Annotated in this window: 25 protein-coding genes; 9 read left to right on the forward strand and 16 right to left on the reverse strand. The window is 64.4% G+C overall.

Annotated elements, in window-relative coordinates; translation table 11 throughout:
* Positions 1 to 238: 238 nt before the first annotated feature.
* A complete protein-coding gene (locus P9239_RS06145; RefSeq protein WP_309749653.1) occupies positions 239 to 1,726 on the reverse strand; it encodes an MFS transporter in 1,488 nt (495 codons plus the stop codon).
* A 183-nt stretch (positions 1,727 to 1,909) separates the two neighbouring features.
* Between P9239_RS06145 and P9239_RS06150 the strand changes: the two genes are divergently transcribed.
* Positions 1,910 to 3,160, forward strand: a complete 1,251-nt coding sequence (locus P9239_RS06150) for an Hsp70 family protein (protein ID WP_309749654.1) — start codon at positions 1,910 to 1,912, stop codon at positions 3,158 to 3,160.
* 98 nt (positions 3,161 to 3,258) lie between these two features.
* Here the strand turns inward: P9239_RS06150 and P9239_RS06155 are convergent, their stop codons facing one another.
* Entirely contained in the window at positions 3,259 to 3,462 is a 204-nt protein-coding gene (locus P9239_RS06155; protein ID WP_007000074.1) for a cold-shock protein, read from the reverse strand.
* Positions 3,463 to 3,916: 454 nt separating this feature from the next.
* Here P9239_RS06155 and P9239_RS06160 point away from each other — a divergent pair, with 454 nt between their 5' ends.
* The gene (locus P9239_RS06160; RefSeq protein ID WP_309749655.1) at positions 3,917 to 5,509 is read left to right on the forward strand and encodes an APC family permease; all 1,593 of its coding nucleotides are present in this window, start codon (positions 3,917 to 3,919) and stop codon (positions 5,507 to 5,509) included.
* An 84-nt stretch (positions 5,510 to 5,593) separates the two neighbouring features.
* Here P9239_RS06160 and P9239_RS06165 read toward each other — a convergent pair whose 3' ends face one another.
* From P9239_RS06165 to P9239_RS06195, 7 genes are all read right to left on the reverse strand, one after another.
* Positions 5,594 to 6,379, reverse strand: a complete 786-nt coding sequence (locus P9239_RS06165) for a class III extradiol ring-cleavage dioxygenase (protein WP_309749656.1) — start codon at positions 6,377 to 6,379, stop codon at positions 5,594 to 5,596.
* A 99-nt stretch (positions 6,380 to 6,478) separates the two neighbouring features.
* Positions 6,479 to 7,078: a UbiX family flavin prenyltransferase gene (locus tag P9239_RS06170; protein ID WP_309749657.1), complete on the reverse strand. Its 600-nt coding sequence runs from the start codon at positions 7,076 to 7,078 to the stop codon at positions 6,479 to 6,481.
* Positions 7,079 to 7,091: 13 nt separating this feature from the next.
* Complete coding sequence (gene grxD, locus P9239_RS06175; RefSeq protein ID WP_244847321.1) at positions 7,092 to 7,403, reverse strand: Grx4 family monothiol glutaredoxin; 312 nt, start codon at positions 7,401 to 7,403, stop codon at positions 7,092 to 7,094.
* Between the two features lie 63 nt (positions 7,404 to 7,466).
* On the reverse strand, positions 7,467 to 8,303 hold the full coding sequence (prmC, locus tag P9239_RS06180; RefSeq protein WP_309749658.1) for a peptide chain release factor N(5)-glutamine methyltransferase: 837 nt from the start codon (positions 8,301 to 8,303) through the stop codon (positions 7,467 to 7,469).
* Positions 8,300 to 9,382: a peptide chain release factor 1 gene (gene prfA / locus P9239_RS06185; RefSeq protein WP_309749659.1), complete on the reverse strand. Its 1,083-nt coding sequence runs from the start codon at positions 9,380 to 9,382 to the stop codon at positions 8,300 to 8,302. Before prfA ends, prmC begins: the two co-directional genes overlap by 4 nt.
* Before the next feature lie 99 nt (positions 9,383 to 9,481).
* On the reverse strand, positions 9,482 to 10,780 hold the full coding sequence (hemA, locus tag P9239_RS06190; RefSeq protein ID WP_309749660.1) for a glutamyl-tRNA reductase: 1,299 nt from the start codon (positions 10,778 to 10,780) through the stop codon (positions 9,482 to 9,484).
* Positions 10,781 to 10,949: 169 nt separating this feature from the next.
* Positions 10,950 to 11,762 carry a glycosyltransferase family 2 protein gene (locus P9239_RS06195; RefSeq protein ID WP_309749661.1) on the reverse strand — a complete coding sequence of 271 codons (813 nt, stop codon included), beginning with the start codon at positions 11,760 to 11,762 and terminating at the stop codon, positions 10,950 to 10,952.
* 302 nt (positions 11,763 to 12,064) lie between these two features.
* Here P9239_RS06195 and P9239_RS06200 point away from each other — a divergent pair, with 302 nt between their 5' ends.
* The 3 genes from P9239_RS06200 to P9239_RS06210 are packed head-to-tail and all read left to right on the forward strand — an operon-like array spanning position 12,065 to position 14,854.
* The gene (locus P9239_RS06200; RefSeq protein ID WP_309749662.1) at positions 12,065 to 12,337 is read left to right on the forward strand and encodes a hypothetical protein; all 273 of its coding nucleotides are present in this window, start codon (positions 12,065 to 12,067) and stop codon (positions 12,335 to 12,337) included.
* Between the two features lie 41 nt (positions 12,338 to 12,378).
* Positions 12,379 to 14,208, forward strand: a complete 1,830-nt coding sequence (locus P9239_RS06205) for an aminopeptidase P family protein (protein ID WP_309749663.1) — start codon at positions 12,379 to 12,381, stop codon at positions 14,206 to 14,208.
* A 22-nt stretch (positions 14,209 to 14,230) separates the two neighbouring features.
* Complete coding sequence (locus P9239_RS06210; RefSeq protein ID WP_309749664.1) at positions 14,231 to 14,854, forward strand: HAD-IA family hydrolase; 624 nt, start codon at positions 14,231 to 14,233, stop codon at positions 14,852 to 14,854.
* A 30-nt stretch (positions 14,855 to 14,884) separates the two neighbouring features.
* Here the strand turns inward: P9239_RS06210 and P9239_RS06215 are convergent, their stop codons facing one another.
* From P9239_RS06215 to ychF, 4 genes are all read right to left on the reverse strand, one after another.
* A complete protein-coding gene (locus P9239_RS06215) occupies positions 14,885 to 16,009 on the reverse strand; it encodes a DUF748 domain-containing protein (RefSeq protein ID WP_309753914.1) in 1,125 nt (374 codons plus the stop codon).
* Positions 16,010 to 16,134: 125 nt separating this feature from the next.
* Positions 16,135 to 17,802 carry an energy-dependent translational throttle protein EttA gene (ettA, locus tag P9239_RS06220; RefSeq protein ID WP_309749665.1) on the reverse strand — a complete coding sequence of 556 codons (1,668 nt, stop codon included), beginning with the start codon at positions 17,800 to 17,802 and terminating at the stop codon, positions 16,135 to 16,137.
* A 129-nt stretch (positions 17,803 to 17,931) separates the two neighbouring features.
* On the reverse strand, positions 17,932 to 18,219 hold the full coding sequence (locus P9239_RS06225) for a DUF3761 domain-containing protein (RefSeq protein ID WP_309749666.1): 288 nt from the start codon (positions 18,217 to 18,219) through the stop codon (positions 17,932 to 17,934).
* A gap of 124 nt (positions 18,220 to 18,343) precedes the next feature.
* The gene (gene ychF, locus P9239_RS06230; protein WP_309749667.1) at positions 18,344 to 19,438 is read right to left on the reverse strand and encodes a redox-regulated ATPase YchF; all 1,095 of its coding nucleotides are present in this window, start codon (positions 19,436 to 19,438) and stop codon (positions 18,344 to 18,346) included.
* A gap of 210 nt (positions 19,439 to 19,648) precedes the next feature.
* Between ychF and P9239_RS06235 the strand changes: the two genes are divergently transcribed.
* The 4 genes from P9239_RS06235 to P9239_RS06250 all read left to right on the forward strand — a co-directional run bounded on the left by P9239_RS06235 (position 19,649) and on the right by P9239_RS06250 (position 24,312).
* On the forward strand, positions 19,649 to 20,821 hold the full coding sequence (locus tag P9239_RS06235) for a UbiH/UbiF family hydroxylase (RefSeq protein WP_309749668.1): 1,173 nt from the start codon (positions 19,649 to 19,651) through the stop codon (positions 20,819 to 20,821).
* Positions 20,822 to 20,900: 79 nt separating this feature from the next.
* Positions 20,901 to 21,632: a DsbC family protein gene (locus P9239_RS06240; RefSeq protein ID WP_309749669.1), complete on the forward strand. Its 732-nt coding sequence runs from the start codon at positions 20,901 to 20,903 to the stop codon at positions 21,630 to 21,632.
* A gap of 112 nt (positions 21,633 to 21,744) precedes the next feature.
* Positions 21,745 to 23,562, forward strand: coding sequence for a PDZ domain-containing protein (locus tag P9239_RS06245; protein WP_309749670.1), 1,818 nt, complete (start codon positions 21,745 to 21,747; stop codon positions 23,560 to 23,562).
* Between the two features lie 153 nt (positions 23,563 to 23,715).
* Entirely contained in the window at positions 23,716 to 24,312 is a 597-nt protein-coding gene (locus P9239_RS06250; protein WP_309749671.1) for an NAD(P)H-dependent oxidoreductase, read from the forward strand.
* A 60-nt stretch (positions 24,313 to 24,372) separates the two neighbouring features.
* Here P9239_RS06250 and P9239_RS06255 read toward each other — a convergent pair whose 3' ends face one another.
* The 3 genes from P9239_RS06255 to trpC are packed head-to-tail and all read right to left on the reverse strand — an operon-like array spanning position 24,373 to position 26,588.
* On the reverse strand, positions 24,373 to 25,140 hold the full coding sequence (locus P9239_RS06255; RefSeq protein ID WP_309749672.1) for a uracil-DNA glycosylase: 768 nt from the start codon (positions 25,138 to 25,140) through the stop codon (positions 24,373 to 24,375).
* The gene (locus tag P9239_RS06260) at positions 25,137 to 25,790 is read right to left on the reverse strand and encodes a CYTH domain-containing protein (protein ID WP_309749673.1); all 654 of its coding nucleotides are present in this window, start codon (positions 25,788 to 25,790) and stop codon (positions 25,137 to 25,139) included. The genes P9239_RS06255 and P9239_RS06260 overlap by 4 nt, the downstream gene beginning before the upstream one ends.
* 12 nt (positions 25,791 to 25,802) lie before the next feature.
* The gene (trpC, locus tag P9239_RS06265) at positions 25,803 to 26,588 is read right to left on the reverse strand and encodes an indole-3-glycerol phosphate synthase TrpC (protein WP_309749674.1); all 786 of its coding nucleotides are present in this window, start codon (positions 26,586 to 26,588) and stop codon (positions 25,803 to 25,805) included.
* Between the last annotated feature and the right edge of the window lie 4 nt (positions 26,589 to 26,592).

Below are 26,592 nucleotides of genomic sequence, written 5' to 3' on the forward strand. Positions count from 1 at the left end.
GCTGAAACGCGAGTTGGCTGGACCAATCCCCGCGAAAGAGGGAAACCGCTCTTTACACACGTCGGCCGCTGGCAAAAAGCCAGGGCGTTCCACAGAAGGCGTGCCGTCAGTAACCGGCGGTTGTCACCGCGAAGCGCGTCAGCTCGGCGAACTCGTGCGCGAACGCGACACCGCGCTGCCCACGCGCCTCCGAAACAGCATTCGACGCCCGCAGCCATGCCTCCGCCCGAGAGCAGATTCAGTGCTCATCTGCGGCGGAAAGCGGCCGGGCCACGTCTTCCAGCGACTTGCGCTCGGCCGCGACGCCCCAGATGCCGGCGACGACCGCCGCCGCGATCATCAGTCCCGAGCCGATCAGATAGCCGATGAACACCGCGCCGCGCTCGTGCGTGTCGATCAAATGGCCGAAAAGCGCCGGTCCGATGATGCCGCCGAGCGCCGTGCCGAATGCGTAGAAGACGGCGATGGCGAGCGCCCGGATCTCGAGCGGAAACGTCTCGCTGACCGTCAGATACGCCGAACTCGCCGCAGCGGACGCGAAGAAGAAGATAACCATCCACGCGATGGTCTGCGTCGTGACGGTGAGCATCCCTTGCGTGAACATCCAACCGCTGATGGTGAGCAACACGCCGGACATCGCGTAAGTGAACGCGATCATCCGGCGGCGGCCGAGCACGTCGAACAGCTTGCCGAGCAGCACGGGACCCAGAAAATTGCCGGCGGCAAACGGCAGCACATACCAGCCGATGTGATCGCCCGGCACGTGATAGAAGTCCGTCAGCACGAGCGCATAGGTGAAGAAGATCGCGTTGTAGAAGAACGCCTGCGCGGTCATCAGCATCAGTCCGACGAGCGAGCGCCGCCGATGCACCTTGAACAACGTATCCGCGACTTCACGCAGTGGCGTGTGTTCGCGGGCGTGCAGCCGCAGCGGCTTGACCGGCGTATCGGGCACGGTCACGCCGTGCTGGCGGAAGTGCGCTTCGATTTCCTCGACCACTTGCCGCGCTTCGTCCTCGCGATTGTGGGTGATCAGCCAGCGCGGGCTTTCCGGCACCCACATCCGCATGAACAGAATGGTGAGGCCGAGCGCCGCGCCGATAAGAAAGCAGCCGCGCCATCCCCAATCGGGCGGCAGCATGCCCGGATCGAGCAGCACGAGCGACCCCGCCGCGCCGATGCCCGCGCCGACCCAGAACGTGCCGTTGATCGCGAGGTCGGTCCAGCCGCGCAGCCGGGCGGGCGTGAACTCCTGAATCGTCGAATTGATGGCCGTGTATTCGCCGCCGATGCCCGCCCCCGTGAGGAAGCGAAACAGCACGAACGACGCGAGATCCCACGAGAACGCGGTCGCGGCCGTCGCGGCGACATAAAGAAAGAGCGTGATAAAGAAGAGCTTGCGCCGTCCTAGCCGGTCCGTGAGCCAGCCGAAGCCGAGCGCGCCGATCACGGCACCGGCAATGTACGCGCTGCCGCCGAACCCGACGTCCGCGTTGGAGAATCGCAGCACGGGGCTGGCTTTGAGTGCGCTCGCGACGGCGCCGGCGAGCGTGACTTCCAGCCCGTCGAGCAGCCACGTGATGCCGAGCGCGAAAACGATCAGCGTATGAAAGCGGCCCCACGGCAGCCGATCCAGCCGCCCGGGCAAATCGGTCTCGATAATGCCGGATTGCTCGCCGGCACTGGCTGTCGAACGGGTGTCTTCGGATGCGGTGGTTTCGTTCATGACGTCCGGCCGTCGGCAAGTGGGCGACGCGAGACCGGGAGCAAACTGTATTCCGCATGGAGCCGTCAACCAAACGGGCGAGATTTATCGTGGCGAACGTTGATGATGCGCGCGTCGCCGTGGTACAAACGCCGTCCACTTTTTTGATACGCGGCGTTGCTTCGTGACGCCGCCGCGAATCCCATGACTTACTGCGCGATCGATTTCGGCACGTCGAATTCCGCCGTCGCCCTGCCCGAGGGAACGCGGATGCGGCTCGCGCCCGTCGAGGGCGACGCGACCACGCTGCCGACCGCCGTCTTCTTCAACACCGACGAAAACGAGCAGTCGTATGGCCGCGCGGCGCTGGAGGCGTACATCGACGGCTTCGACGGCCGTCTGATGCGCTCGATGAAGAGCATTCTCGGTTCGCCGCTCGCCGACAATGTTACCGATCTCGGCGACGGCTCCGCGATCAAGTACACCGACGTCATTACGCTGTTCCTGCAGCATCTCAAGCAGAAGGCGCAGGCGGTGGCGCCCGAGCCACTGACGCGCGCGGTGCTGGGCCGGCCGGTGTTTTTCGTCGACGACGATCCGCGCGCCGACCGCGTGGCGCAGCAACAGCTCGAAGCGTGCGCGCACGCGGTCGGTTTCCGCGAGATTCACTTTCAGTTCGAGCCGATCGCCGCGGCCTTCGACTACGAAGCGCGCCTCACGCAAGAGGGGCTCGTGCTGGTGGCGGACATCGGCGGCGGTACGTCCGACTTTTCGCTCGTGCGCGTGGGACCGGAACGCGCGCGTCAACTGGATCGCAAAGGCGATGTGCTTGCGCATCACGGCGTCCACGTGGCCGGTACGGACTTCGACCGGCGCGTGGAACTCGCGACGATTCTTAGGCAGCTCGGCTATCAGGCGCTCGATCCGCAGGGTCGCGAAGTGCCGAATCGCGTCTACTTCGACCTCGCGACGTGGCACCTCATCAACACCGTCTACACGCCGAAGCGCGTGGGCGAGCTGCAGCTCATGCGTCATTTGTACGTCGATTCGCGCCATCACGACCGGCTGATGCGCGTGGTGGATCGCCGGCTCGGACACGCGCTCACCGCCCATGCGGAAGAAGCGAAGATCGACGTGTCGGCGGGCGGCGCGACCGAGATCGACATGGAGGAAATCGAGGAGGCGCTGCGCGTGCCGTTCGACGAGCAGCAGCTGGTCGAGGCGGGGAAGGACGAAACGCGGCGCATCGTGGAGGCGGCGCTGGAGACGGTGAAACGCGCGGGCGTCAGTGCGGCGGATGTCGGCGCGATCTATTTCACCGGCGGCACGACCGGCTTGCGCTTTCTCTCGGACGCGCTCGCGGCGGCGTTTCCGGGCGCGCAGCCGGTGTTCGGCGACCGGCTCGCTAGCGTGGCGACCGGCCTCGGCATCTACGCGCAGCGCGTGTTCGGCTGACGTTTTGCCTAACGTTTCGCCTACGGTTTCGCCTGATGTTTTGCCGCGCCCAAAGCAAAAACCCCGCGAATGCGGGGTTTTTTGCGATCGAGCGGGTCTTAGACCGGCTTGATGTTTGCAGCTTGCTTGCCCTTCGGGCCCGTCTTGACTTCGTAGCTGACCTTCTGGTTTTCCTGAAGCGTCTTGAAGCCTTCGATGCGGATTTCCGAGAAGTGCGCGAACAGGTCTTCGCCGCCGCCATCCGGGGTGATGAAGCCAAAGCCCTTTGCGTCATTGAACCACTTGACGGTACCGGTTTCCATATTACTTATTCCAAAAAATTTGATGATTAAGGCCGAAGCCAGGGGTGCATGAAAATCAAGGAAGGGGCAATGGGACCAACCGGAGTACCGTGATGGCGAACTACGAAAGAACCACTTCACTCGCCACTTGAAATCCTGCAAGAAGGTTTATACGGCGAAACCATTTCGCGGTCAAATAATATCCGACCAGTCTGAAGGGATTTTTTGAGACGCGTTCCGAAACCCCTGTGTCGGTCGTTTCTTCATTGCCTCCAGGCCGCGACGCGTCGGCAAAAATATGCGTAAATCTGCAGGCCGCGCTGCATTCGAAAGGTGCAACCGTTAAACTACGCGCCTCGTTGAGAGGGGTTGCACCAGCGTCGCCGTTTCGCCGGACGTTTCTGCCGGCACCCCGGAGAATGCGGCCGCTCAGCCGTGTTCGACTCGCGCGCGACGCGAGACATTGGAGAAGAGTGTGAAGAGTTCGATACAAAGAAATATCGGGCCGTTGGCGCTGATGCTGACCGGCCTGGGTTCCATCATCGGTTCGGGCTGGCTGTTCGGCGCGTGGAAAGCGTCGCAGATCGCCGGGCCGGCCGCCATCTGCGCGTGGGTGATCGGCGCGGTCGTCATTCTCGCCATTGCGCTGACGTATGCCGAATTGGGCGCCATGTTCCCGGAGTCCGGCGGCATGGTGCGCTATGCGCGCTACTCGCACGGCGCACTCGTCGGCTTCGTCGCGGCGTGGGCCAATTGGATCGCCATCGTTTCGGTGATCCCCATCGAGGCTGAAGCGTCGATCCAGTACATGAGCACGTGGCCGTACGACTGGGCGCACGCGCTCTTCGTCAACGAAACGCTCACCACGAGCGGGCTCGCGTTGTCGGCGCTGCTCGTGATCATCTATTTCATGCTGAATTACTGGGGCGTGAAAGTGTTCGCGCGGGCCAACACGGCCATTACCATCTTCAAGTTCCTGATTCCCGGCGCGACCATCGCGGGCCTCATTTTCACGGGCTTTCATTTGGAGAACTTCGGTACGGTGTCGAGCTTCGCGCCCTACGGCTGGCCTGCCGTGCTGACGGCCGTCGCAACGAGCGGCATCGTGTTCAGCTTCAACGGCTTTCAGAGCCCGGTGAATTTGGCGGGCGAAGCGCGCAATCCGGCTCGCAGCGTGCCGTTCGCGGTGGTCGGCTCCATCTTGATCGCGCTCGTGATCTATGTACTGCTGCAGATTGCTTACATCGGCGCAGTGAGCCCGAGCGACGTTATGCAGGGCTGGAAGCACTTCCATTTCGCGTCGCCGTTCGCGGAACTGGCAATTGCGCTCAACTTGAATTGGCTCGCCGTGCTGCTCTACATCGACGCGTTCGTGAGCCCGAGCGGAACCGGCACGACGTACATGGCGACGACCACGCGCATGATTTACGCGATGGAGCGCAACAACACGATGCCGAAGATGTTTGGCAACGTGCATCCGTTCTACGGCGTGCCGCGGCCGGCCATGTGGTTCAACCTGATCGTCGCTTTCATCTTCATGTTCTTCTTCCGCGGCTGGGGCACGCTCGCGGCGGTCATTTCGGTGGCGACGGTCATTTCGTATCTGACGGGCCCGATCAGCCTGATGGCGCTGCGCCGGTCCGCGCCGGATCTCGAACGCCCGCTCACGTTGCCGATGATGGGCGTGATCGCGCCGTTCGCGTTCGTGTGCGCGTCGCTCGTGCTGTATTGGGCGAAGTGGCCGCTGACGGGACACATCATTCTGCTGATGGTGGTTGCGTTGCCGGTGTACTTCTACTTTCAGGGCAAGACCGGTTTCGCCGGCTGGGGCCGCGATCTGAAGGCCGCGTGGTGGCTGATCGGCTATCTGCCGTCGATGGCGGTGATGTCGCTCATCGGCAGCAAGCAGTTCGGCGGCAGCGGCCTGCTGCCGTATGGCTGGGATATGGCCGTGGTCGCCGTCATGTCGCTGCTGTACTACTACTGGGGCGTGCACAGCGGCTATCGCTCGGACTATCTGGACGAGCGCGAAAGCCGCGACGACATCCTCGAGGAAATCGGCGCTTAAAGCGTCCTCGCAGCGGTTGCTCAGCGGTTGAGCGAAGCCCGCCTGAACGTCGAGTTCAGGCGGGCTTTGTCGTTCTGGCGCGGCTTACGCGTCCGCGAACACGTAGTTGGCCATCGCGAGCGCACGCTGGAACGTGCCGAGCGACTGGATGCGAAGCGTGTAATCGTCCGCCGCCGCGCCGAGCGCGCCGAACACGGGCAGCAGATGCTCGTCCGTCGGATGCATCAGCGCGGCGTGCGGCGCGCGGGCGCGGTAGTCGAGCAGCGCGTCCGTGTCACGCGCCGCCAGCCGCGCTTCGAACCAGTCGGTGAATTCGGCCACGCGCGGATCGGCATCGTGCGGACGCGCGGCGAAATCGGCCATGCGCAGATTGTGCGTGATCTGCCCGGAACCGACGATCATCACGCCGTCATCGCGCAGATCGCGCAGCGCCCGGCCAACGCGAAAGTGATGCTCGGCGTCCAGGCGCGGCTGAATCGAGAGTTGCGCGACCGGCACGTCGGCATCAGGAAACATCAACAGCAGCGGGACCCATGCGCCGTGGTCGAGTCCGTGGACCGCCGTTGCGCTCGCCACGCCGCGAGCGCGGAGCAGCACGGCGGCGCGCTCGGCGACATCGGGCGCGCCCGGCGCGGGATAACGCAGTTCGTAAAGCGCGGGCGGAAAGCCGTAGAAGTCATGGATCGTGTCCGGCCGCGCAGCGATGCTCGCCACCGGTTGCGCGGTGCCCCAGTGCGCGGACAGCATCAGGATTGCGCGCGGACGCGGCAGCGTCGCGGCGAGCGTGCCGAATTCGGCGGACGGCATCGCGGGGTCGATCGGCAGCGTCGGCGCACCGTGGGAGATAAAGACGGTCGGGAGTCGGCTCATGGCAGCAGCCTCGAAAGATGGGATGCCACGAATGTATAGCCAGCCGCGACGTAGATAAACGGCGGCTGAGGCAACGGATTATGTCCGCCCTGTTGGCAATTAGTCGCTCGCGCCGCCCATGCCCGGCCACGCGGCCGCGATAGGTTGCGCCACGCCGAACAGGTCGATGACGCGCGCAACCGTGTGGTCGACCATGTCGTCGATGGACGCCGGCTTCTGATAGAACGCCGGCAGCGGCGGAAAAATGACGCCGCCCATTTCGGTGACGGCCGTCATATTGCGCAGATGCGCGAGATTGAACGGCGTTTCGCGCACGAGCAGCACGAGCCGTCGGCGCTCTTTGAGCACGACATCGGCGGCGCGGGTGACGAGATTGTCGGAGAGACCGTGCGCGATGCTCGCGAGCGTGCGCATCGAACATGGCGCGACGATCATGCCGTCCGTCGCGAAGGAACCGGACGCGATGCTCGCGCCCACGTCGCGCACGTTATGCACGACGTCCGCGAGTGCGTTGACGGCGGCTTTGTCGAGATCGAGTTCGTGCTGGATGTTGAGCCAGCCCGCGCTCGACACCAGCAGATGCGTCTCCACGCCGCCCAGCCGGCGCAGCGTTTGAAGCAAACGCACGCCGTAGATGGCGCCCGTTGCCCCGGTGATCGCGACGATCAGCCGTCGCTTGGCAGCAGCAGGCGCACTCACTTGCACTACGGCTTTAAGCGGCGGCGAAAAGCTGCTGCAATTCGCCCGACTGATACATCTCCATCATGATGTCCGAGCCGCCGATGAACTCGCCGTTCACGTAAAGCTGCGGAATGGTCGGCCAGTTGGAGAATTCCTTGATGCCCTGGCGGATGGCGTCGTCTTCGAGGACGTTCACCGTCGTGATCTGGTCGACGCCGCACGCCTTCAGCACCTGAATGGCGCGGCCCGAGAAGCCGCACATCGGGAATTGCGCGGTGCCTTTCATGAAAAGGACGACCGGGTTCTGATCGACGATCTGCTTGATGCGTTCTTGCGTTTCCATGGCGTTCCTGCGAAGAAGGTGAGTCTCGAAATGATAGCGGATTTCGCCTGTCCGGGCTGTCGGTCAAGGCGCGGCGAGGCCGCCGCTGATCCGTTCGATGCCCGCGAGATCGCGCATGGAGCGCACGGCAGTGAAGCCGCGCGCGGACAGTAACTGGCGCACGGCGTCGGCCTGATCGTAGCCGTGCTCGATCCACAGCGCGCCCGCGCGCGAGAGCAGCAAAGGCGCCGTTTCGACGATGACGCGGATCGCCGAAAGGCCGTCGGCCTCGTCGGTGAGCGCGCCGCGCGGCTCGAAGCGCAGGTCGCCTTGCGCGAGATGCGGATCGTCGCTCGCGATGTACGGCGGATTGCTGACGATGGCGTCAAAGCGCAGCGATGCATCGACGCTCGCCGTCCAGTCGCTTTCGACGAACGTGAGCGCGCCGCCCGCGCGTGCCCGATCGAGCAGCCGCTCCGCGTTGCGCCGGGCGACATCGAGCGCGGCCGGAGAGCGGTCCACGGCAAAAACGCGCGCATCGGGCCGCGCATGCGCAATCGCGATGGCGATGGCGCCCGTTCCGGTGCCGAGATCGAGCACCCGGGCATTCGGCATCCCGGAGATGGCGTCGAGCGCCGTTTCGACAAGCAATTCGGTCTCCGGACGCGGAATCAGCACGTCGGGCGTCACGTCGAAGCCGAGGCCGAAGAATTCGCGCTTGCCGGTCAGTTGCGCAATCGGTTCGCCCGCGACGCGGCGCGCCGCGAGCGCCTCGAAGCGCGCGACGGCCGCGTCATCGAGCGTTTCGGCGTCGCGCGTGATCAGTTCCGTGCGCCGCCAGCCGAGCACGTGCGTGAGCAGCACGCGTGTTTCGAGCGCGGGCAGCGGCGAGGCGCGCAGCAAATCCGCCGCTGTCGTCACTCCGCTTCCCCGAGCGCCGCGAGCAGTTCCGCCTGATGCTCGGACACGAGCGCGCCGATCAGTTCGTCGAGATCGCCGTCCATGATGTGTTCGAGCTTGTAGAGCGTCAGGTTGATGCGGTGATCCGTCATGCGCCCTTGCGGGAAGTTGTACGTCCGAATGCGTTCCGAGCGGTCGCCGGAACCGATCAGGCTCTTGCGCGTCGCGGCTTCCTTCGCGTGCTGCTCGTGATACTGCTTGTCCTTGATGCGCGCGGCGAGCACCTTCAGCGCGCGATCCTTGTTCTTGTGCTGCGAGCGGTCGTCCTGACATTCGACGACGATGCCCGTCGGCAAGTGCGTGACGCGCACCGCCGAATCCGTCTTGTTGATGTGCTGCCCGCCCGCGCCCGACGCGCGGAACGTGTCGATACGCAAATCGGCCGGATTGATGACGACTTCGCTGATTTCGTCGGCTTCCGGCATGACCGCGACCGTGCAGGCCGACGTGTGAATGCGCCCCTGCGTTTCCGTCGCCGGGACGCGCTGCACGCGATGCCCGCCCGATTCGAACTTGAGCCGCGAATACGCGCCTTGCCCCGCGATCCGCACGATGACTTCCTTGTAGCCGCCGAGGTCCGAAACGCTTTCGGACATCGTCTCCGCCGTCCAGCGGTTGCGTTCCGCGTAACGCAGATACATGCGCAGCAAGTCGCCCGCGAAGAGCGCCGATTCGTCGCCGCCCGTGCCCGCGCGAATTTCGATGAAGATGTTGCGTTCGTCGTTCGGGTCCTTCGGCAGCAGCATCGTTTGCAAGTCGCTTTCGATCTTGACCATGCGCTCGCGCGCCTCGCCGATTTCTTCTTCGGCGAAATCGCGCATGGAAGGGTCGGCGAGCAGTTCCTGCGCGGTGGCTTCGTCGGTCAGCGCCTGACGCCAGAGCGCGTATTGCTCGACGATCGGGCTGATTTCCGCGTGTTCGCGCGTGAGCTTGCGGTACTGGTCCATGTCGGACGTCACGTCTTCGCGGCTCAACAGTTCGTTGAGATCGACCTGCCGTTTTGCAAGCTGGTCGAGCTTGCTTTGCATGCTGGATTTCATCGGGCGGGAATGACGCGCTCGGGCGTCAGGAAAAACTGCAATCGGAGAAGCCGCCGCGCATCAGACGCGGAGCATTTGAGAATAGCAAAGAGACGGCCGCTAACGGTCCGACGAATCGCTGCCCGCGCCGCCGTGGCGGTAGAAGCCGCTCATCAGGCCGATGAGCTGGTCGCGCTCTTCGCGGCTCGCGCGGTTGAGCGCGTGGGTGGGACCGTGAATGAGCTTGTTCGTGAGCGCTTGCGAGAGGGCTTCGAGCACGGCAGCCGGATCGTCGCCGCGCGCGAGCATCTTGCGGGCGCGTTCGACTTCGGCGCGGCGCAGGGCGTCGGCCTGCGTGTGCATATGGCGGATGACCGGAACGATGCTGCGCGCATCCAGCCACTGCATGAAGTTCGCGACGCGCGTTTCGATGATCGCTTCGGCCTGCGCGACCGCCGCTTGCCGCGACGCATTGCCTTCGCGGACGATGGCGCCGAGGTCGTCCACCGTATAGAGGAACACGTCCTGCAGATTGCCGACTTCCGGCTCGATATCGCGCGGCACGGCGAGATCGACCATGAAGATCGGCCGATGCCGGCGCGCGCGCACGGCGCGCTCGACTGCGCCAAGACCGATGATAGGCAGCGTCGACGCCGTGCACGACACGATGATGTCGAACTCGTGCATGCGCGTGGGCAGCTCGGACAGCGGAATGGCGCGGCCGTTGAAGCGCTCCGCGAGCTTTTCGCCGCGTTCGGCGGTGCGGTTCGCGACGACCAGTTCGCGCGGGTTCTGCGCGGCAAAGTGCGTCGCGCAAAGTTCGATCATCTCGCCCGCGCCGATGAACAGCACGCGCTGGCTCGAAATGTCCTCGAAGATTCGCTCCGCGAGGCGCACTGCGGCGGCGGCCATCGACACGGACTGCGCGCCGATTTCAGTCGTCGAGCGCACTTCCTTTGCGACCGCGAACGTCCGCTGAAAAAGCTGGTTCAGATACGTGCCGAGCGCGCCCGCTTCCGATGCGGTGCGCACGGCGTCCTTCATCTGACCGACGATCTGTGTTTCGCCGAGCACCATGGAATCCAGCCCGGACGCGACGCGAAACGCGTGGCGCACGGCTTCCGACTGCGGCAGCGCGTAGACGTGCGGCGCGAGTTCGGAAACCGGCAGATTGTGGTACTTCGAGAGCCACTGGATGGCGGCGTCGCGGGCGGCGCTGTCGTCCGTCGCGCAGTAGAGCTCGGTGCGATTGCAGGTGGACAGAATGGCCGCTTCGGGCGAAGCCTTCGCGAGCGGGCCGAGCCAGACGTCCTTCAGTGCGGAAAGCGCGGGCTTGAGCTGTTCGAGCGGAAACGCCACGCGTTCGCGCAGGGCGACAGGCGCAGTGTGGTGGTTGATTCCGATCGTGAGGAGCTGCATGGGGTTATGCGCGCGGCCTAAGCCGTTGGCCTTTCAGATAGCCCAATATTATAGCGTTTTACGAATTCGTTCATTTATAGGCGGCATTCGGGGACGCACCACGCACGGCAACGCGGCGTTGGCCGGCAAGACGCTGCTATTCGGCGCGACAATCGACCGCAGCGGCTGCTTAATCAAAGTATTTGGCGAGTTCGGCGGCGCGCGCCTCGAGATCGTGTAGCGTCAGTGCGCGCGTTTCGGCGGCGGCTTTGCGGTTGCGCTCGGCGGCGGCAATGGCGTCGTGCCGCGACGTGGCGTCGTGATGCAAATGAAACAGGGCCGCGCGCGATTCGGGAATGGAATGCCAGCGCACGCCGAGGCGCGTGGCACGCGAGAGCAGGTCGTCGTCCTCGCCACCCCAGCCGGTGAAGCGCGGATCGTAGCCGCCCACGCGCATGTATTCGGAACGCTTTATCAGCACGATTGCGCCGGGCGTGTTTTCATAAAGCACTTCCATTCCGTCCGGTAAATCGGATTCGAGATGCGTTTCCAGTGCGGCGTAATCGCCCGACAGGATGAAATCGCTTCGATAATCGCTCGTGATATTAATGACGCGCAAAAACGGGCATAGCGCATCGCTCGCGGTTCCGTCTCGGAGAGAGCCGACACATACCGCCAGATAATCGGGATTGGCAATCATATCGGCGTCGTGGAAACAGATGATATTTCCAGTACATAAACGCGCGCCGAGATTGCAAAGTTTCGCTTTTGGAAAAGGCCCGTCGTCGTGAATGAAGATGTGACGGATTTTCTCGTCGCCGAGACCGGACCAGTGGAATGTCGGCGTGGAGTCGGCTTCGATCAGATACAGCACGTAGTCGCGGTAAGTGCGGTCGAGATGACGCAGCACGCCGCGCAGATTCTCGCGCCGTTCTTGCGTCGCGCCGCGATAGGTCATGATTATTTCCAGACCACCGAGAGAAATCAGCTTGTTGTCGCTCATGATGCTTTGTACACGGTTCGCCGCCAGTTTGCCCGCTCTCAGTGCGACAACACCTGACCGACGGAATTGCGAGGCCGTCGATTGAAGAAAATCAATCTGCCGGCCAAAGAAATATTTCCGATTTTAGCACCCGCGCGCCATTTCATTTTTAGGCATATTCGCAGAACCGATTGTGAGAATCGATTGAATGCCCGTCATTTCGAGGCGCTTGCCTTCGCCAACCCGGCCCCCTAAACTCGTTCGCTCACGTCCGGCGCCGCGCGCCGTTTTTATTGTTATGAGCCAATGGAGCGGCGTTCGCGATGAGCTGGATCGGCTTAATTTTCCTCGGCGCGGTTATCGGCGCGGCCGGTTGGTGGCTGCATCCGCTGCGGCGGGCCGGCCGCGTCGGTCAGGGCGCAGCCGGTCGCTTTTGGGCCGCCGTCGTCGCGGGTGTGATCGCCACCGTGGTCGCGCGCATGTTCGGCAATATCATCGACATCTATCACGACGGCGAGACGCTCGAATGGCTCGCGTGCACGCTGTTCGCGCTCGTCGCCGTGACGGCGACCGTCGGGCTGGCCGCGCGCCGCTGAGTTTTTCGCATCTTTATCCGCCACTTTCAGGCAGGTGATTCATGAACGACCGCATCGCACATTCCGCTGTTCCCGAACCGTCGACCTTCGCCGCGCGCGTCGAAACGCTGCGCAGCCGGATGGCGGCAGACCGCATCGACGCTGTCCTCGTTCCGTCGGCCGATCCACATCTGTCCGAATACTTGCCGGCGCGCTGGCAGGGGCGTCAATGGCTCTCTGGCTTCACGGGCTCGGTCGGCACGCTCGTCGTGACGAAGGACTTCGCGGGCGTCTGGGTCGATAGCCGCTACTGGACGCAGGCCGAAGCGCAACTGGCCGGCACGGGCATCGCGCTCATGAAGATGATGGGCGGGCAGCAGACGGCGCCGCACGTCGAATGGCTCGCGGAGAACATGCCGTCCGGCGGCGCGGTCGCGGTGGACGGCGCGGTGCTCGGCGTGGCGGCGGCGCGCACGCTCGCCGACGCGCTGACCGCGCGCGGCATCACGCTTCGCACGGACCTGGACGTGCTCGATTCCGTTTGGCCCGAGCGTCCCGGCCTGCCCGATGCGCCCGTCTACGAACACGCCGCGCCGCATGCGAGCGTCAGCCGCGCGGAAAAGCTCGCGCATATCCGCGACGCCATGCGCGCGAAGGGCGCGCATTGGCATTTCGTCTCGACGCTCGACGATCTCGCCTGGCTCTTCAATCTGCGCGGCGCCGATGTCAGCTACAACCCGGTGTTCGTCGCGCACGCGCTCGTCGGTCTGGACGATGCGACGCTCTTCGTCGCCGAGGGCAAAGTGCCCGACACGCTCGAGGCGGCGCTTGCCCGCGATAACGTGCGCGTCGCACCCTACGCGAACGCGATGCAGGCGCTGGCTTCACTGCCAGCGGGCTCGACGTTGCTCGTCGATCCGCGCCGCATCACGCACGGCTTGCTGGAGAAGGTGCCGTCGGCGGTGAAGATCGTCGAGGCGGTGAATCCGTCGACGTTCGCGAAATCGCGCAAGACGGCGGCGGAAGCCGAGCAAATTCGCGCGACCATGGAGCAGGACGGCGCGGCGCTGGCCGAGTTCTTCGCGTGGTTCGAGGACGCGCTGGGCCGCGAGCGCATCACGGAACTCACCATCGACGAGAAGCTCACGGCGGCGCGCGCGCGGCGGCCGGGCTTCGTTACGCTGAGTTTCGGCACGATTGCGGGCTTCAATGCGAACGGCGCGATGCCGCATTACCGCGCGACCGAGGCGTCGCATTCGGTGATCGAAGGCAATGGACTGCTGCTGATCGATTCCGGCGGCCAGTATCTGAGCGGCACGACCGACATCACGCGCGTCGTGCCCGTCGGCGACATCACCGCCGAGCACAAGCGCGACTTCACCACGGTGCTCAAAGGCACGATTGCGCTCTCGCGAGCGCGCTTTCCGCGCGGCATCCGTTCGCCGATGCTCGATTCCATCGCCCGCGCGCCGATCTGGGAAGCGGGCGCGGACTATGGTCACGGCACGGGCCACGGCGTCGGCTACTTCCTCAACGTGCACGAAGGCCCGCAAGTCATCTCGCATTACGCGCCCGCCGAACCGTGGACGGCCATGGAAGAAGGCATGATCACATCGATCGAGCCGGGCATCTATCGGCCGGGCAAGTGGGGCATCCGCATCGAAAATCTGGTGCTGAATCGGAGCGCGGGCAAGACCGAATTCGGCGATTTCCTTTCGTTCGAAACGCTGACGCTGTGCCCGATCGACACGCGCTGCATCGACTTGTCGCTGTTGCGCGACGACGAGCGCGCGTGGCTGAACGCGTATCACGAGACGGTGCGGCGGCGCGTGTCGCCGCACGTCGAGGGCGCGGCGAAGGCTTGGCTGGAGAAGCGGACGCAGGCTGTTTGAAACGAGAAGGGAGCAACGGGCGATGACCATCAAAGCAGTCGTGTTCGATTTCGGCGGCGTGCTGATCGACTGGAACCGGGAATATCTCTACAAGCAGCTGATTCCGGATGAAACCGAGCGCCGCTGGTTTCTGGACAACGTCTGCAAGATGGAATGGGTCGTGCAGCAGGACGGCGGGCAAAGCGTCGAAGAGGGCACCGCCGAACTCGTCGCGCTGTATCCGGAGCACGAACCGCTGATCCGCGCGTTCTATGCGCGCTGGCACGAAATGGTGGCGGGCGTGCTGGAAGAAGGCGTCGCGCTCGTCGACCGGCTGGATGCCGCCGGCATGCCGCTTTTCGGGCTGACGAACTGGTCAGCCGAGACGTTCCCGTATGCGTGGGAGCGCTTCGACGTGCTGCGGCGCTTCAAGGAAATCGTGGTGTCGGGGCGCGTCGGGCTGGTCAAGCCGAATCCGCAGATTTTCGCGCTGATGCGCGCGGAAATCGAGAAGCATCTGCCGGACGTCCACCCGCACGAACTCGTTTTCATCGACGACAACGCGGCGAACGCGCAAGCCGCGACCGATCTCGGCTGGCACGGCGTGCATCACACCGGCGCGCCGGAAACGGAAGCGAAGCTGCGCGCGCTCGGCGTTTCGGTCTAAGCCGTTCCGCGCAGTACACACGGCAACGCGCTACTGCCCCAGCAGATTCTTCAGCGCGTTGCCGATTCCCTTCACCGTTTCCCCCGCGCCCTTCGCCACGCCTTCCGCGCTCACGCCGAGCGCTTTCGCGAAGCCGGCCGCCAGCTTCTTCGAGAGACTTTCCGAGAGCGAGAACTTCGGATCGCGCAGGTCGCCGTCCAGCAGGAAGTCGAGCTTGATCTCCTCCTTGCGGTCCTTCAGCGCGGCAATCGCGGCTTTCGTCGGAATGGAGAGGAAGGTGTCGAGCGGGCTGTCGCCGTCGCTGATCTGCAAGTGGTTCAGCGTGAGCGTTCCCGGCGCGTGAATGCGGTAATTGCGGATGGTCGAGTCGACGGTCATGTCGATGGTGCCGCCCGTCACGGCTGTCTTCGCGCCGGCCTTTTTCAGCAGATATGGATCGAGCGTCGAAACATCGACGCTGCGCAGCGTCACCCGCGTCTGGGAATCCTTGTTTGCGATCACCATCCAGCCGCCCCACGATACAGCGCCCGTGTGCGACGGACCTTTGATGGAACCGTTCATCGAAAGTGCGGTGCGGTCGGTGAGCGCGGGCAAATGCAAATGATCGATGGTCGCGCGCGCATCGCTGATCAGCACGCGATACGGCGGCTGGCGCACGGAGGCATCGAAGAACTCCATCGCGCCGCGCTCGAACGACACGCGGTCGATTAGTTTTTCCTCGTCCGCGTGCTGCGCGGGTTTGTCGCCGGGCTTCGCGTCGGCGTCGCGCGCCGTTTCCTTGAGACCGGGCAGCACGCGCACGCGGCCATCGGCGGAACGGGCAATCGAAAGGTAATAGTTGTCGACGCTCACGTCGCGCAGATGCACCCGGTTGGACAGCACCGCGCGCATGTCCACATCCAGCACGATGCGCTCGGCGCGCAGCGCGTCGATCGTCGGCCAGTCGTGCGGGCCGCGCAGCCGCACGCGTGTCAGCGTGATCTGTCCGAAGCCGACATCGATTTCATCGACGGAGCCGTTCGGCCCGAGCGTCTCGCGAATGCGCTCCTTCATCTGATGCGCGACCAACAACCAGCCGCCGACGGCCACGACGACGAGCGCCACCACGATTCCCATTGCCCACCGCGCTCCCCGCTGCGCGCGCCGTCCCGCCATCTGGTGCGTCTCCATGTTCTAGGCAATGCCGTGCCGCCGAAAAGAAAATGGCGACGGTCGCAAGACAGTCGCCATTTTCGGGCGCGGTGTCGGTGCGCGCGACCGCATTGGACGCGCTTTGCCGGTCAGCGCGTGATCGGCTTGTAACGCAGACGCTTCGGCTTCGCGGCTTCTTCGCCCAGACGCTTGCGCTTGTCGGCCTCGTATTCCTGATAGTTGCCGTCGAAGAATTCGACGTGCGACTCGCCTTCGAACGCGAGAATGTGCGTCGCGATGCGGTCCAGGAACCAGCGGTCGTGCGAAATGACCATCACCGAGCCGGCGAATTCGAGCAGCGCGTCTTCGAGCGCGCGCAGCGTTTCGACGTCGAGGTCGTTCGACGGTTCGTCGAGCAGCAGCACGTTGCCGCCCGCAATCAGCGTCTTCGCCAGATGCAACCGGCCACGCTCGCCGCCCGAGAGGTTGCCGACCATCTTCTGCTGATCGCTGCCCTTGAAGTTGAACCGGCCGATATACGCCCGCGACGGCGTTTCGTACTTGCCGACCGTCAGCACATCCGCGCCGCCGGAGATTTCCTCGAAGACGGTTTTGTCGGCGGCGAGGGCGTCGCGGCTCTGATCGACATAGGCGAGCCGCACGGTCGGCCCCATGATGATTTCGCCGGAATCCGGCTGCTCGCGGCCGGTCAACATGCGGAACAGCGTGGATTTACCCGCGCCGTTCGGCCCGATGATGCCGACGATCGCGCCTGCCGGAATCTTCATGCTCAGGTTGTCGATGAGCAGACGATCGCCGTACGCCTTGCTGACGTTCTTGAACTCGATGACTTCGTTACCGAGCCGGTCGCCGACGGGAATGAAGATTTCCTGCGTCTCATTGCGCTTCTGGTATTCCTGGCTGTTGAGTTCCTCGAAACGCGCGATACGCGCCTTCGACTTGGCCTGCCGTCCCTTCGGATTCTGGCGCACCCATTCCAGTTCTTTCTTGATGGCTTTTTGACGCGCGGATTCGCTCGCTTCTTCCTGCTTGAGGCGCTCTTCTTTCTGGTCGAGCCAGCTCGAATAATTGCCCTTCCACGGAATGCCGTGGCCGCGGTCCAGTTCGAGAATCCATTCGGCGGCGTTGTCGAGGAAGTAGCGATCGTGCGTGACCGCGACGACGGTGCCCGGATAGCGCGTCAGGAACTGTTCGAGCCATTCGACGGATTCGGCGTCGAGGTGGTTGGTCGGCTCGTCGAGCAGCAGCATGTCGGGCTTTTGCAGGAGGAGCTTGCACAGCGCGACGCGACGCTTTTCGCCGCCCGACAGATGTTCGATTTTCGCGTCCCACGCGGGCAGGCGCAGCGCGTCGGCGGCGACTTCGAGTTGCTGCTCGGGACTGCCGCCATCGCTCGTCGCGAGAATGGCTTCGTACTTCGCCTGCTCGGCGGCGAGCTTGTCGAAGTCGGCGTCCGGCTCGGCGTAAGCGGCGTAGATTTCGTCGAGCTTCTTTTGCGCCTGAAACACATCGCCGAGACCTTCCTCGACGGCTTGCCGCACGGTTTGCTGCGGATCGAGCTGCGGCTCCTGCGGCAGATAGCCGATGTTGAGATTGGGCATCGGCTGCGCTTCGCCTTCGATGTCCTTATCGACGCCCGCCATGATCCGGATGAGCGTGGACTTGCCCGAACCGTTCAGCCCGAGCAGACCGATCTTCGCGCCGGGAAAGAACGAGAGGGAGATGTCTTTCAGAATCTGACGCTTCGGCGGCACGATCTTGCCGACGCGGTTCATGGTGAAGACGTATTGGGCCATGTTGTGCGTGATGTGAGTGAGGGTATGAACGCGGCGCCTGAATGGGCGCGCGATTCGGTATTCGACGGAAGCCAGCGCGGAATGACGCACGCGCCGGGTTGCGTGTCATTGTACTTCGGGCGTGCGCCGCTATTGCCAGCGCGCGACGCCGCCGTGCCGCGAGCACGTTCCGCTGTGATGCTGGCTAAAGCTGTAGGTTCCGTCGCGGCATTGGGCGCTTGCGCCTTCCGGGACGACGCCGGAGCGCGAGCGGGCGGGAGAATGGATGACGTTGCCGTCGTGATTGCGATAGTGGCGGTGGTTGTCGAGGTCGGATTCGTTCGGTTGCTGCGAGTTGTAGTAAGCATGGGCGGGCGCGCACGTCAGCGCGATCACGCAACCCGCGACGAACGCGCCGATTCGTGAATGTCTCTTCATCTTCTTGTGGTCTCTTGTTGTGGTTTTCGGCGGTCTTCGCCGCTATATGCGCATAAAAAAAGCGGAGTGCCATTTTTCAGGCACTCCGCTTTTCGAATCAAGCCGCTGTGACGACTTTTGACGCTCAGACGTTGAACAAGAAGTTCATCACATCCCCGTCGTGAACCACATATTCCTTCCCTTCCGCCCGCATCTTCCCGGCTTCCTTCGCACCTTGCTCGCCCTTGAACGCGACATAGTCATCGAACGAAATGGTCTGCGCACGGATGAAGCCGCGCTCGAAGTCCGTGTGGATCGCGCCGGCCGCCTGCGGTGCCGTGTCGCCGATATGAATGGTCCACGCGCGCACTTCCTTCACGCCCGCCGTGAAGTACGTTTGCAAGCCGAGCAGCTTGAAACCCGCGCGAATGACGCGGTTCAGCCCCGGCTCGTCCATGCCCATGTCGGCGAGGAAGTCCTGCTTGTCGGCATCGTCGAGATCGGCGATTTCCGCTTCGATCGCCGCGCACACCGCGACCACCGGCGCGCCCTCCGCTTCGGCGTGTTTGCGCACGGCGTCGAGGTACGGGTTGTTCTCGAAGCCGTCTTCCTTGACGTTCGCGACGTACATCGTCGGCTTCGACGTGATGAGGCAGAACGGCTTGATCAGCGCCTGCTCTTCGTCGGTCAGCGAAAGCGCGCGCACGGGCTTCGCCTGATCTAGTTGCGCGCGCACTTTGTCGAGCACTGCGACGAGCTTCGCCGCTTCCTTGTCGTTGCCCGACTTCGCGGCCTTCGAGTAACGCGTGAGCGCTTTCTCGACCGTGGCGAGGTCGGCGAGCGCGAGTTCGGTGTCGATGACTTCGATATCCGCGAGCGGATCGACCTTGCCCGCGACGTGAATCACGTTTTCGTCTTCGAAGCAGCGCACGACGTGCGTGATGGCATCCGTTTCGCGGATGTTCGCGAGAAACTGGTTGCCGAGGCCTTCGCCCTTGCTCGCGCCCGCAACCAGCCCCGCGATATCGACGAACTCGACGACGGCCGGCAGGATGCGCTCGGGCTTCACGATTTCGGCCAGCGCCTGAAGGCGCGCGTCCGGCACTTCCACGACGCCGACATTCGGCTCGATGGTGCAGAACGGATAATTCTCGGCGGCAATCCCCGCCTTGGTCAGTGCATTGAAAAGCGTGGACTTGCCGACGTTGGGCAAGCCGACGATGCCGCATTGGAGGCTCATGGAATCCTTCGAACTGGTGAGACGGCGCTTCGCCGCGCGGGTTTCGTCAAACGATGCGCGCCGGGCTGCGACAAGCGCGCCCGCCAGCGCGGCGGCCGCTCGGCGGCCGGGCAAACCGGTATTGTACCGCCGGGCCGGGCCGGCGTTTCCGCCGACTTGTCCTTTGAGCAGCGCCAAAACCGGCGCAACCCTCGCAGCTATAATGCCCGCATGACTTCGCATCCCTTGACCTTTCACGCGGTCGTCGTCGGTGGCGGGCTCGTCGGCAAGACCGCCGCGCTCGCACTCGCCCAGTCCGGCCGGCGCGTCGCGCTGCTCGCGCCGCCCGCGGCCGGTTTGCCGCCCGGCGCCGTCTTCGATTCGCGCATCTACGCGTTGTCGTCCAGTTCGGAGACGCTGCTCGAACGGCTGCGCGTCTGGCAGGCGCTCGATCGCTCGCGGCTCGGCCCGGTGTTCGACATGCGCGTGTTCGGCGACACGCACGCGGAACTGCACTTCTCGGCGTTTCAGGCTTCCGTGCCGCAGCTCGCGTGGATCGTCGAATCGACGTTGATCGAGCAGGCGCTCGACGCCGCCTTGCGCTTTCAGCCGAGCCTTTCGTGGTTCGAAGCGCGCGCGCAAGGCATGACCATCGAGGACGCCGCCGCGCACGTCACGCTGTCGAGCGGCGAAACGCTGGAGACGGAGCTGGTCGTGGGCGCGGACGGCGCGCATTCGTGGGTGCGCGCTCAAATGGGCGCGAAGATGCATCGCCGCGATTACCGGCAGACGGGCGTCGTCGCAAACTTCAAGGCCGAGCGGCCGCACGGCGAGACCGCCTACCAATGGTTCCGCGATACCGAAATCATCGCGCTCCTGCCGCTTCCGGGCGACTACGTCTCGCTCGTCTGGTCCGCGCGCACCGAGCACGCGGACGAACTGCTCGCGCTCGATCCGGCGCAATTGGCCGCTCAAGTGGAAGCCGCCACGCAGAACACGCTCGGCGCGCTGGAGTGCGTGACGCCCGCGCAAGGCTTTCCGCTCGGGCTCCAGACGGTGGACCGGCTCGTCGCGCCGCGCGTGGCGCTCGTCGGCGATGCGGCGCATCTCATCCATCCGTTGTGCGGTCAGGGCATGAATCTCGGACTGCGCGATGTCGCCGCGCTCGCCGATGTGATCGCGAACAAGGAAGCGTTCCGCGATCTCGGCGATCCCATCTTGCTGCGCCGCTACGAGCGCGCGCGCCGCGAGGACATTCAAAAGCTCATGGTTGTGACTGACGGCATGCAGCGGCTCTTTTCGGCGCAGGGCACGTTCGCGCGCGCGGTTCGCAATACCGGCATGGCGCTCGTCGGCGCGCAGCCGCTCGCCAAACGCTGGCTCGTGTCGGCGGCGCTCGGGTGAGGCGTCAATTTCGACGAGTCACACTCATTCTCCACGGCGGGCGCGGTCTTCACGCGCCGCCCACATCTCGGGAAACGGCATGAAAACCACTCTTCGCCTTGCCATTGCCGCGGCAGCCACGCTTGCCGTGACGCTCGGCCTCGGCTGTTCGGCGCAAGCCGATCAAACCACCGACAAGCTCAAATCGACGCTCGAAGCGCGCATGGGCGAAGCGACGATCAAGAGCATCGACAAGACGCCGGTTCCGGGGCTCTACGAAGTGAACCTCGGCACGCAGATCGTCTATAGCGACGCCACCGGCAACTACGTGATGATCGGCGATCTCGTCGATACGCGCAGCAACAAGAATCTGACCGAAGCGCGGCTTGCGGAAACCAACAAGATCGACTTCGCGAAGCTGCCGTTCGAGAACGCGGTGAAGGTCGTGAAAGGCAACGGCAGCCGCAAGATCGCGGTGTTCTCCGATCCGAACTGCCCGTACTGCAAGCAGTTGGAGTCGTCGCTCAAGTCCATCGACAACGTGACCGTGTACACGTTCCTGTATCCGGTGCTCTCGCCGGATTCGACCGAGAAGTCGAAGTCGATCTGGTGCTCCAAAGACCGCGCGATGAGCTGGGAAAGCTGGATGCTCGACCGCAAGGCGCCGACCACCGCCGGCACCTGCGACACCGCCGCAATCGACAAGAACCTGAAGCTCGGCCACGCGATGAACGTGTCCGGCACGCCGACCGTGTTCCTCGCGGACGGACGCCGTCTGCCGGGCGCGGTGCCCGCCGACCGGCTGGAAAAGGAAATCTCGGCCGCGCACTGAGCACGGTCCGATTCAGGCAAGAGGAGGCGTGAGAGCGCCTCCTTTCGTTTACGGCTTGCCATTGCGCATCCGGCGCAATAGGGCAGTGCCCAGAACAAGAACAAGGACGAACATGGCAACGACTTCGCTCCCGCAACCGGTGCGCTACAGCATCGTTCCCAAGAACCCGGCGGCGCATCTCTTCGAAGTGACGCTGACTGTCGCCACGCCCGATCCGGCCGGACAGCGCTTCTTGCTGCCGGTGTGGATTCCCGGCAGCTACATGATCCGCGAATTCGCGCGCAACATCGTGACGCTGCAGGCGTTCAACGAAGCGGGGCGGCGCGTCGCGATCGAAAAGACGGACAAGCACGCGTGGCAAGCCGCGCCGGTCGACGGTCCGATCACGCTGCGCTATGAGGTCTATGCGTGGGACATGTCCGTGCGCGCCGCGCATCTGGACGATACGGTCGGTTTCTTCAACGGCACCAGCGTCTTTCTGGCAGTGGAAGGGCAGGCGGGCGCGCCGTGCGTCGTGGATATTCAGCCGCCGCCGGGCGGCGCGCTGCGCAACTGGCGCGTCGCGACGGCGCTTGCCGAATCGCGCGGCACGAAGCGCTACGGCTTCGGCAGCTACGAGGCGGCGAACTACGACGAACTGGTCGATCATCCCGTCACGCTAGGCGAATTCGCGCTCGGCAACTTCACCGCGCACGGCGTGAGGCACGACATCGTGATCGCGGGGCGCGTGCTCGCGCTGGACATGCAGCGGCTCGCAGCGGACCTGAAGCGCGTGTGCGAGGCGCAGATCGCGCTCTTCGAGCCGCGCACGAAAAAAGCGCCGGTGGACCGCTACGTGTTCATGACCGTCGCCGTCAGCGATGGTTACGGCGGGCTGGAGCATCGCGCTTCGACGGCGCTTATCTGCAATCGCACGGACCTTCCGGTGCAAGGCCGCCCGGAGATGACGGACGGGTATCGCACGTATCTGGGCCTGTGCAGCCACGAGTATTTCCATACGTGGAACGTGAAGCGGATCAAGCCGGCGGCGTTCGCGCCGTACGATCTGTCGCAGGAAAATTACACGTCGCTGCTTTGGCTCTTCGAGGGCTTCACGTCGTATTACGACGACCTGATGCTCGTTCGCAGCGGACTCATCAGCGCGGGCGATTATTTCTCGCTGCTCGGCAAGACCATCGGCGGCGTGCTGCGCGGCAGTGGGCGGCTGAAGCAGTCGGTCGCGCAGAGTTCGTTCGACGCGTGGGTGAAGTACTACCGCGCCGACGAGAACGCGCCGAATGCCATCGTCAGCTATTACCAGAAGGGATCGCTGCTCGCGCTGGCCTTCGATCTGTCGATCCGCGCGCAGACCGATAACCGCAAGTCGCTCGACGACGTGATGCGCCTGCTGTGGCAGCGATACGGCCGCGACTTCTACAACGGCAAGCCGCGCGGCATCCGCGAGGACGAAGTCGAGGCGCTGTTCGCGGAGGCGACCGGCGCCGATTTGCGCGCGCTCTTTCGCGATGGCGTGCGCGGCACGCGCGATTTGCCGCTCGATGCGTTGTTCGAGCCGTTCGGCATCGCGCTCGCTCCCGACATGCCGACGAACGGCACGGCCGGCAAGCCGTCGCTCGGGGCGCGCGTGCGCGGCGGCGCGGAGTCGACGCTCGCGGTCGTCCATGATGGCGGCGCGGCGCAGAAAGCAGGGCTCTCGGCGGGCGACGTGCTCGTCGCCATCGACGGATTGCGCGTCACCGGATCGAATCTGGACGCGCTGCTCTCGCGCTATCTGCCGGGCGCGCGAATCGAAGTCCACGCGTTTCGCCGCGACGAACTGCGCCGCACCGAAGTCCGTCTGGACGCGCCCGAAGTGTCGCGTTACGTGCTAACCGCGATGGATGGCCGCGGTCCGTCGAAGCAGTGGCGCGAACGCTGGCTGAAGGGCTGAGCGTCGGCACGAGCGGCAAACGTCGAAGGATTGTTCTACCGGTGCAACGATCCTTCACGGCGGCGCGGCTTTTTCCCGATCGTCGAAAAACGAAAAATGCTTCCTAACGCGGGCACGCTCAGCGCCCGCTCCTCACTCAGCAAGGAAGCCATCATGACGACGATTCTGCAAATCAATTCCGCCGCGCGTTCGCAAGGCGCTCAGTCGACGCTGCTCGCCGACGAACTCACCGCGAAGCTGCAACAAAGCAATCCCGGCGCGAAGGTCGTTGTGCGCAATCTGCTCGCCGACAACCTGCCGCATCTGGACGACGCCACGCTGGGCGCGTTCTTCACGCCCGCCGACAAGCGCACGCCGGAGCAAGCCGCCATCGACGCGAAGAGCATCGCGCTGATCGAAGAACTGCAAGCGGCGGATATCGTCGTGATCGCCGCGCCGCTCTATAACTTCGGCATTTCGTCGCAGTTGAAGGCGTATTTCGACCAGATCGCACGGGCCGGGATCACTTTCCGCTACACCGCGAACGGTCCGGAAGGTCTCGTGAAAGGCAAGAAGGTGTTCGTGGTGTCGGCACGCGGCGGCAAGTACGTCGGCACGCCGCACGACTCGCAGACGCCGTATCTGAAGTCGTTCCTCGGTTTCCTCGGCATGACCGATGTCAACTTCATCTACGCCGAAGGTCTGAACATGGGCGCGGACGCCGCCGGCATGGCGCTGGCGCAAGCGCGCGAGGCCATCGCGGCGCTGTAAGCGACTTCTAGAGCCGCCGATAGTCAAAACCCGCTGCGTGGTTCGATGCAGCGGGTTTTTTCATGCAGGCGGCAAGCGCCAGTCGATGGGCGCTCGTCCGTGTTCGACGAGATACGCGTTCGCCCGCGCGAAATGCCCGCAGCCGAGAAAACCGCGATGCGCGGAGAGCGGCGACGGATGCGGCGCTTCCAGCACGCAGTGCGCTTTGCCGGTGCCCTCAATCAACCCGCGCTTCGCCTGCGCGTGCGCGCCCCAGAGCATGAACACGAGGCCGTCGTGCCGCAGCGCCATCTCGTGGATGAGCGTATCCGTGCATTGCTCCCAGCCGCGCTTCGCATGACTGCCCGCCTTGTCGCGCTCGACCGTCAAGGACGTGTTCAGAAGCAGCACGCCTTGCTGCGCCCAGGCATCGAGACAGCCGTGCGACGGCGCAGCGAAGCCGAGACTCGCCTGAATTTCCTTGAAGATGTTGCGCAGCGACGGCGGCGGGCGCACCGGCGCGGGCACCGAAAACGCGAGGCCGTGCGCTTGCGGCGCGCCTTTGTCTTCGCCGTGATACGGGTCTTGACCGAGGATGATGACCTTGACGTCGCCGGGGCGCGTGAGACGCAGCGCACGAAAGACGTCGGCGGGATAGACGGTTTTGCCGGCGGCGCGCTCCGAATCCACGAACGCGCAGAGCGCCGCAAAGCGCGGGCTCTCGATAAACGGCATCAGATGCCGCCGCCAGTCGGCGGGCAGCGCGTCGAACTGGCTTTCGAGTGTCGGAAGCGCGGGCGCATTCGGCGCGCTCTCCGGCTCCGCGAAAAGGGAAGACTGACGATTCATGCTTCGGCGTTCTGGATACCGCTTTGCGGCTGCTCGCGCAGCCGGTAGCCGCGCTGCGCCTTGCTCAGATCTTCGGGGGCGAGTTCCGGAAACGCGCCGCGCGCTTCGGCGGAAAGCATTTCCAGCGCGTGTTCGTCACCAGATTTCAACTCGAATTCCAGCTCGCTGATCTCCGCGCGACGCGTTTCGCCATCCACATCCGCTGTCACTTCGCCGAGATCGAGCGCCACTTCGATCTGCGCGCCCTCATGCTCGACGTCCCACACGATGCGCTTGTAATCCGTGCGAAACAGCGCGATCAGTTCCGGCGCGGCGGCTTTCAGCGCCTCGCGGGCGGCTTCTTCGTCGCAGGCGGCGAGCAGCGCGTCGATTTCGAGCGCCTCGCCTTTCACCGGCATTTCCCATTCGTGGCGGCTATGCATGCCGGCCCGCGATTCGCCGAGCGTCTTATAGGTTTGCAGCCATTCGTCCGGCGTGCGGCGCAGGCGCAGCGCGGCCTTGGCCGCAGCGAGCGCGAGCGAAGGCGTGTCGAAGTACACGTTGCCGAGCTCGAACGGCCGGCCCGCGCCGGCGCGTTCGTCGAAGAAACGCGCCACGTCGTCATGTTGCGACGGCGGCAGCGCCAGCTTGATTTCGCGTTCCATTGCCACGATGCGGTCCCGTTAAAAGAACATGCGGGCGAGTTCCGCGCCCGGGTCGTCGGCACGCATGAACGCCTCGCCGACGAGGAAGGTGTCCACGCGCATGGCGCGCAGCCGCTCGACGTCGAGCCGCGACAAGATGCCCGATTCCGTCACCACGATACGGTCGTCCGGCATGGATTCAAGCATGCCGATGGTCGTGTCGATGGTCGTCTGGAACGTGCGCAGATTGCGATTGTTGATGCCGATGAGCGGCGTCTTGAGCGTGAGCGCGTCGCGCAGTTCGTCGGCGTCGTGCACTTCGACGAGCACCGCGAGACCCAGCGAATGCGCGTATGCCTCGAGGTCCTGCATCTGCGAGAGTTCCAGTGCCGCTGCGATCAGCAAGATGCAGTCCGCGCCCATCGCGCGCGCTTCGATCACCTGGTAAGGATCGACGATGAAGTCTTTGCGCAGCACCGGCAGGCTGCACGCGGCGCGCGCTTCTTCGAGATACGCGACGCTGCCTTTGAAGAACTGCACGTCGGTGAGCACGGAAAGGCACGCGGCGCCGCCTTTCTCGTACGAACGGGCGATGTCGGCGGGCACGAAGTCCTCGCGTATCACGCCTTTCGACGGGCTCGCCTTCTTGATTTCCGCAATCACCGCAGCCTGCCCGGCCGCGTGCTTCGCGCGCAATGCGCCGACGAAATCGCGCAGATCGCGTGCGCTCGCTTCGAGCTTCAGCTCTTCGAGCGGCGCGCTCTGTTCGGCGGCGCGGACTTCCTCGCGCTTGACCGCGATGATGCGGTCCAGAATGTCGCTCATGATG

Origin of the sequence: Caballeronia sp. LZ062, assembly GCF_031450785.1 — a bacterium.
Taxonomy (GTDB): domain Bacteria; phylum Pseudomonadota; class Gammaproteobacteria; order Burkholderiales; family Burkholderiaceae; genus Caballeronia.

What these genes read in the sequence shown, in the direction of transcription:
- P9239_RS06145 (WP_309749653.1), bottom strand. Translation starts at nt 1,726, where the DNA reads ATGAACGAAACCACCGCATCCGAAGACACCCGTTCGACAGCCAGTGCC.
- P9239_RS06150 (WP_309749654.1), top strand. Translation starts at nt 1,910, where the DNA reads ATGACTTACTGCGCGATCGATTTCGGCACGTCGAATTCCGCCGTCGCC.
- P9239_RS06155 (WP_007000074.1), bottom strand. Translation starts at nt 3,462, where the DNA reads ATGGAAACCGGTACCGTCAAGTGGTTCAATGACGCAAAGGGCTTTGGC.
- P9239_RS06165 (WP_309749656.1), bottom strand. Translation starts at nt 6,379, where the DNA reads ATGAGCCGACTCCCGACCGTCTTTATCTCCCACGGTGCGCCGACGCTG.
- grxD (WP_244847321.1), bottom strand. Translation starts at nt 7,403, where the DNA reads ATGGAAACGCAAGAACGCATCAAGCAGATCGTCGATCAGAACCCGGTC.
- prfA (WP_309749659.1), bottom strand. Translation starts at nt 9,382, where the DNA reads ATGAAATCCAGCATGCAAAGCAAGCTCGACCAGCTTGCAAAACGGCAG.
- hemA (WP_309749660.1), bottom strand. Translation starts at nt 10,780, where the DNA reads ATGCAGCTCCTCACGATCGGAATCAACCACCACACTGCGCCTGTCGCC.
- P9239_RS06195 (WP_309749661.1), bottom strand. Translation starts at nt 11,762, where the DNA reads ATGAGCGACAACAAGCTGATTTCTCTCGGTGGTCTGGAAATAATCATG.
- P9239_RS06200 (WP_309749662.1), top strand. Translation starts at nt 12,065, where the DNA reads ATGAGCTGGATCGGCTTAATTTTCCTCGGCGCGGTTATCGGCGCGGCC.
- P9239_RS06205 (WP_309749663.1), top strand. Translation starts at nt 12,379, where the DNA reads ATGAACGACCGCATCGCACATTCCGCTGTTCCCGAACCGTCGACCTTC.
- P9239_RS06210 (WP_309749664.1), top strand. Translation starts at nt 14,231, where the DNA reads ATGACCATCAAAGCAGTCGTGTTCGATTTCGGCGGCGTGCTGATCGAC.
- P9239_RS06215 (WP_309753914.1), bottom strand. Translation starts at nt 16,009, where the DNA reads ATGGCGGGACGGCGCGCGCAGCGGGGAGCGCGGTGGGCAATGGGAATC.
- ettA (WP_309749665.1), bottom strand. Translation starts at nt 17,802, where the DNA reads ATGGCCCAATACGTCTTCACCATGAACCGCGTCGGCAAGATCGTGCCG.
- P9239_RS06225 (WP_309749666.1), bottom strand. Translation starts at nt 18,219, where the DNA reads ATGAAGAGACATTCACGAATCGGCGCGTTCGTCGCGGGTTGCGTGATC.
- ychF (WP_309749667.1), bottom strand. Translation starts at nt 19,438, where the DNA reads ATGAGCCTCCAATGCGGCATCGTCGGCTTGCCCAACGTCGGCAAGTCC.
- P9239_RS06235 (WP_309749668.1), top strand. Translation starts at nt 19,649, where the DNA reads ATGACTTCGCATCCCTTGACCTTTCACGCGGTCGTCGTCGGTGGCGGG.
- P9239_RS06240 (WP_309749669.1), top strand. Translation starts at nt 20,901, where the DNA reads ATGAAAACCACTCTTCGCCTTGCCATTGCCGCGGCAGCCACGCTTGCC.
- P9239_RS06245 (WP_309749670.1), top strand. Translation starts at nt 21,745, where the DNA reads ATGGCAACGACTTCGCTCCCGCAACCGGTGCGCTACAGCATCGTTCCC.
- P9239_RS06250 (WP_309749671.1), top strand. Translation starts at nt 23,716, where the DNA reads ATGACGACGATTCTGCAAATCAATTCCGCCGCGCGTTCGCAAGGCGCT.
- P9239_RS06255 (WP_309749672.1), bottom strand. Translation starts at nt 25,140, where the DNA reads ATGAATCGTCAGTCTTCCCTTTTCGCGGAGCCGGAGAGCGCGCCGAAT.
- trpC (WP_309749674.1), bottom strand. Translation starts at nt 26,588, where the DNA reads ATGAGCGACATTCTGGACCGCATCATCGCGGTCAAGCGCGAGGAAGTC.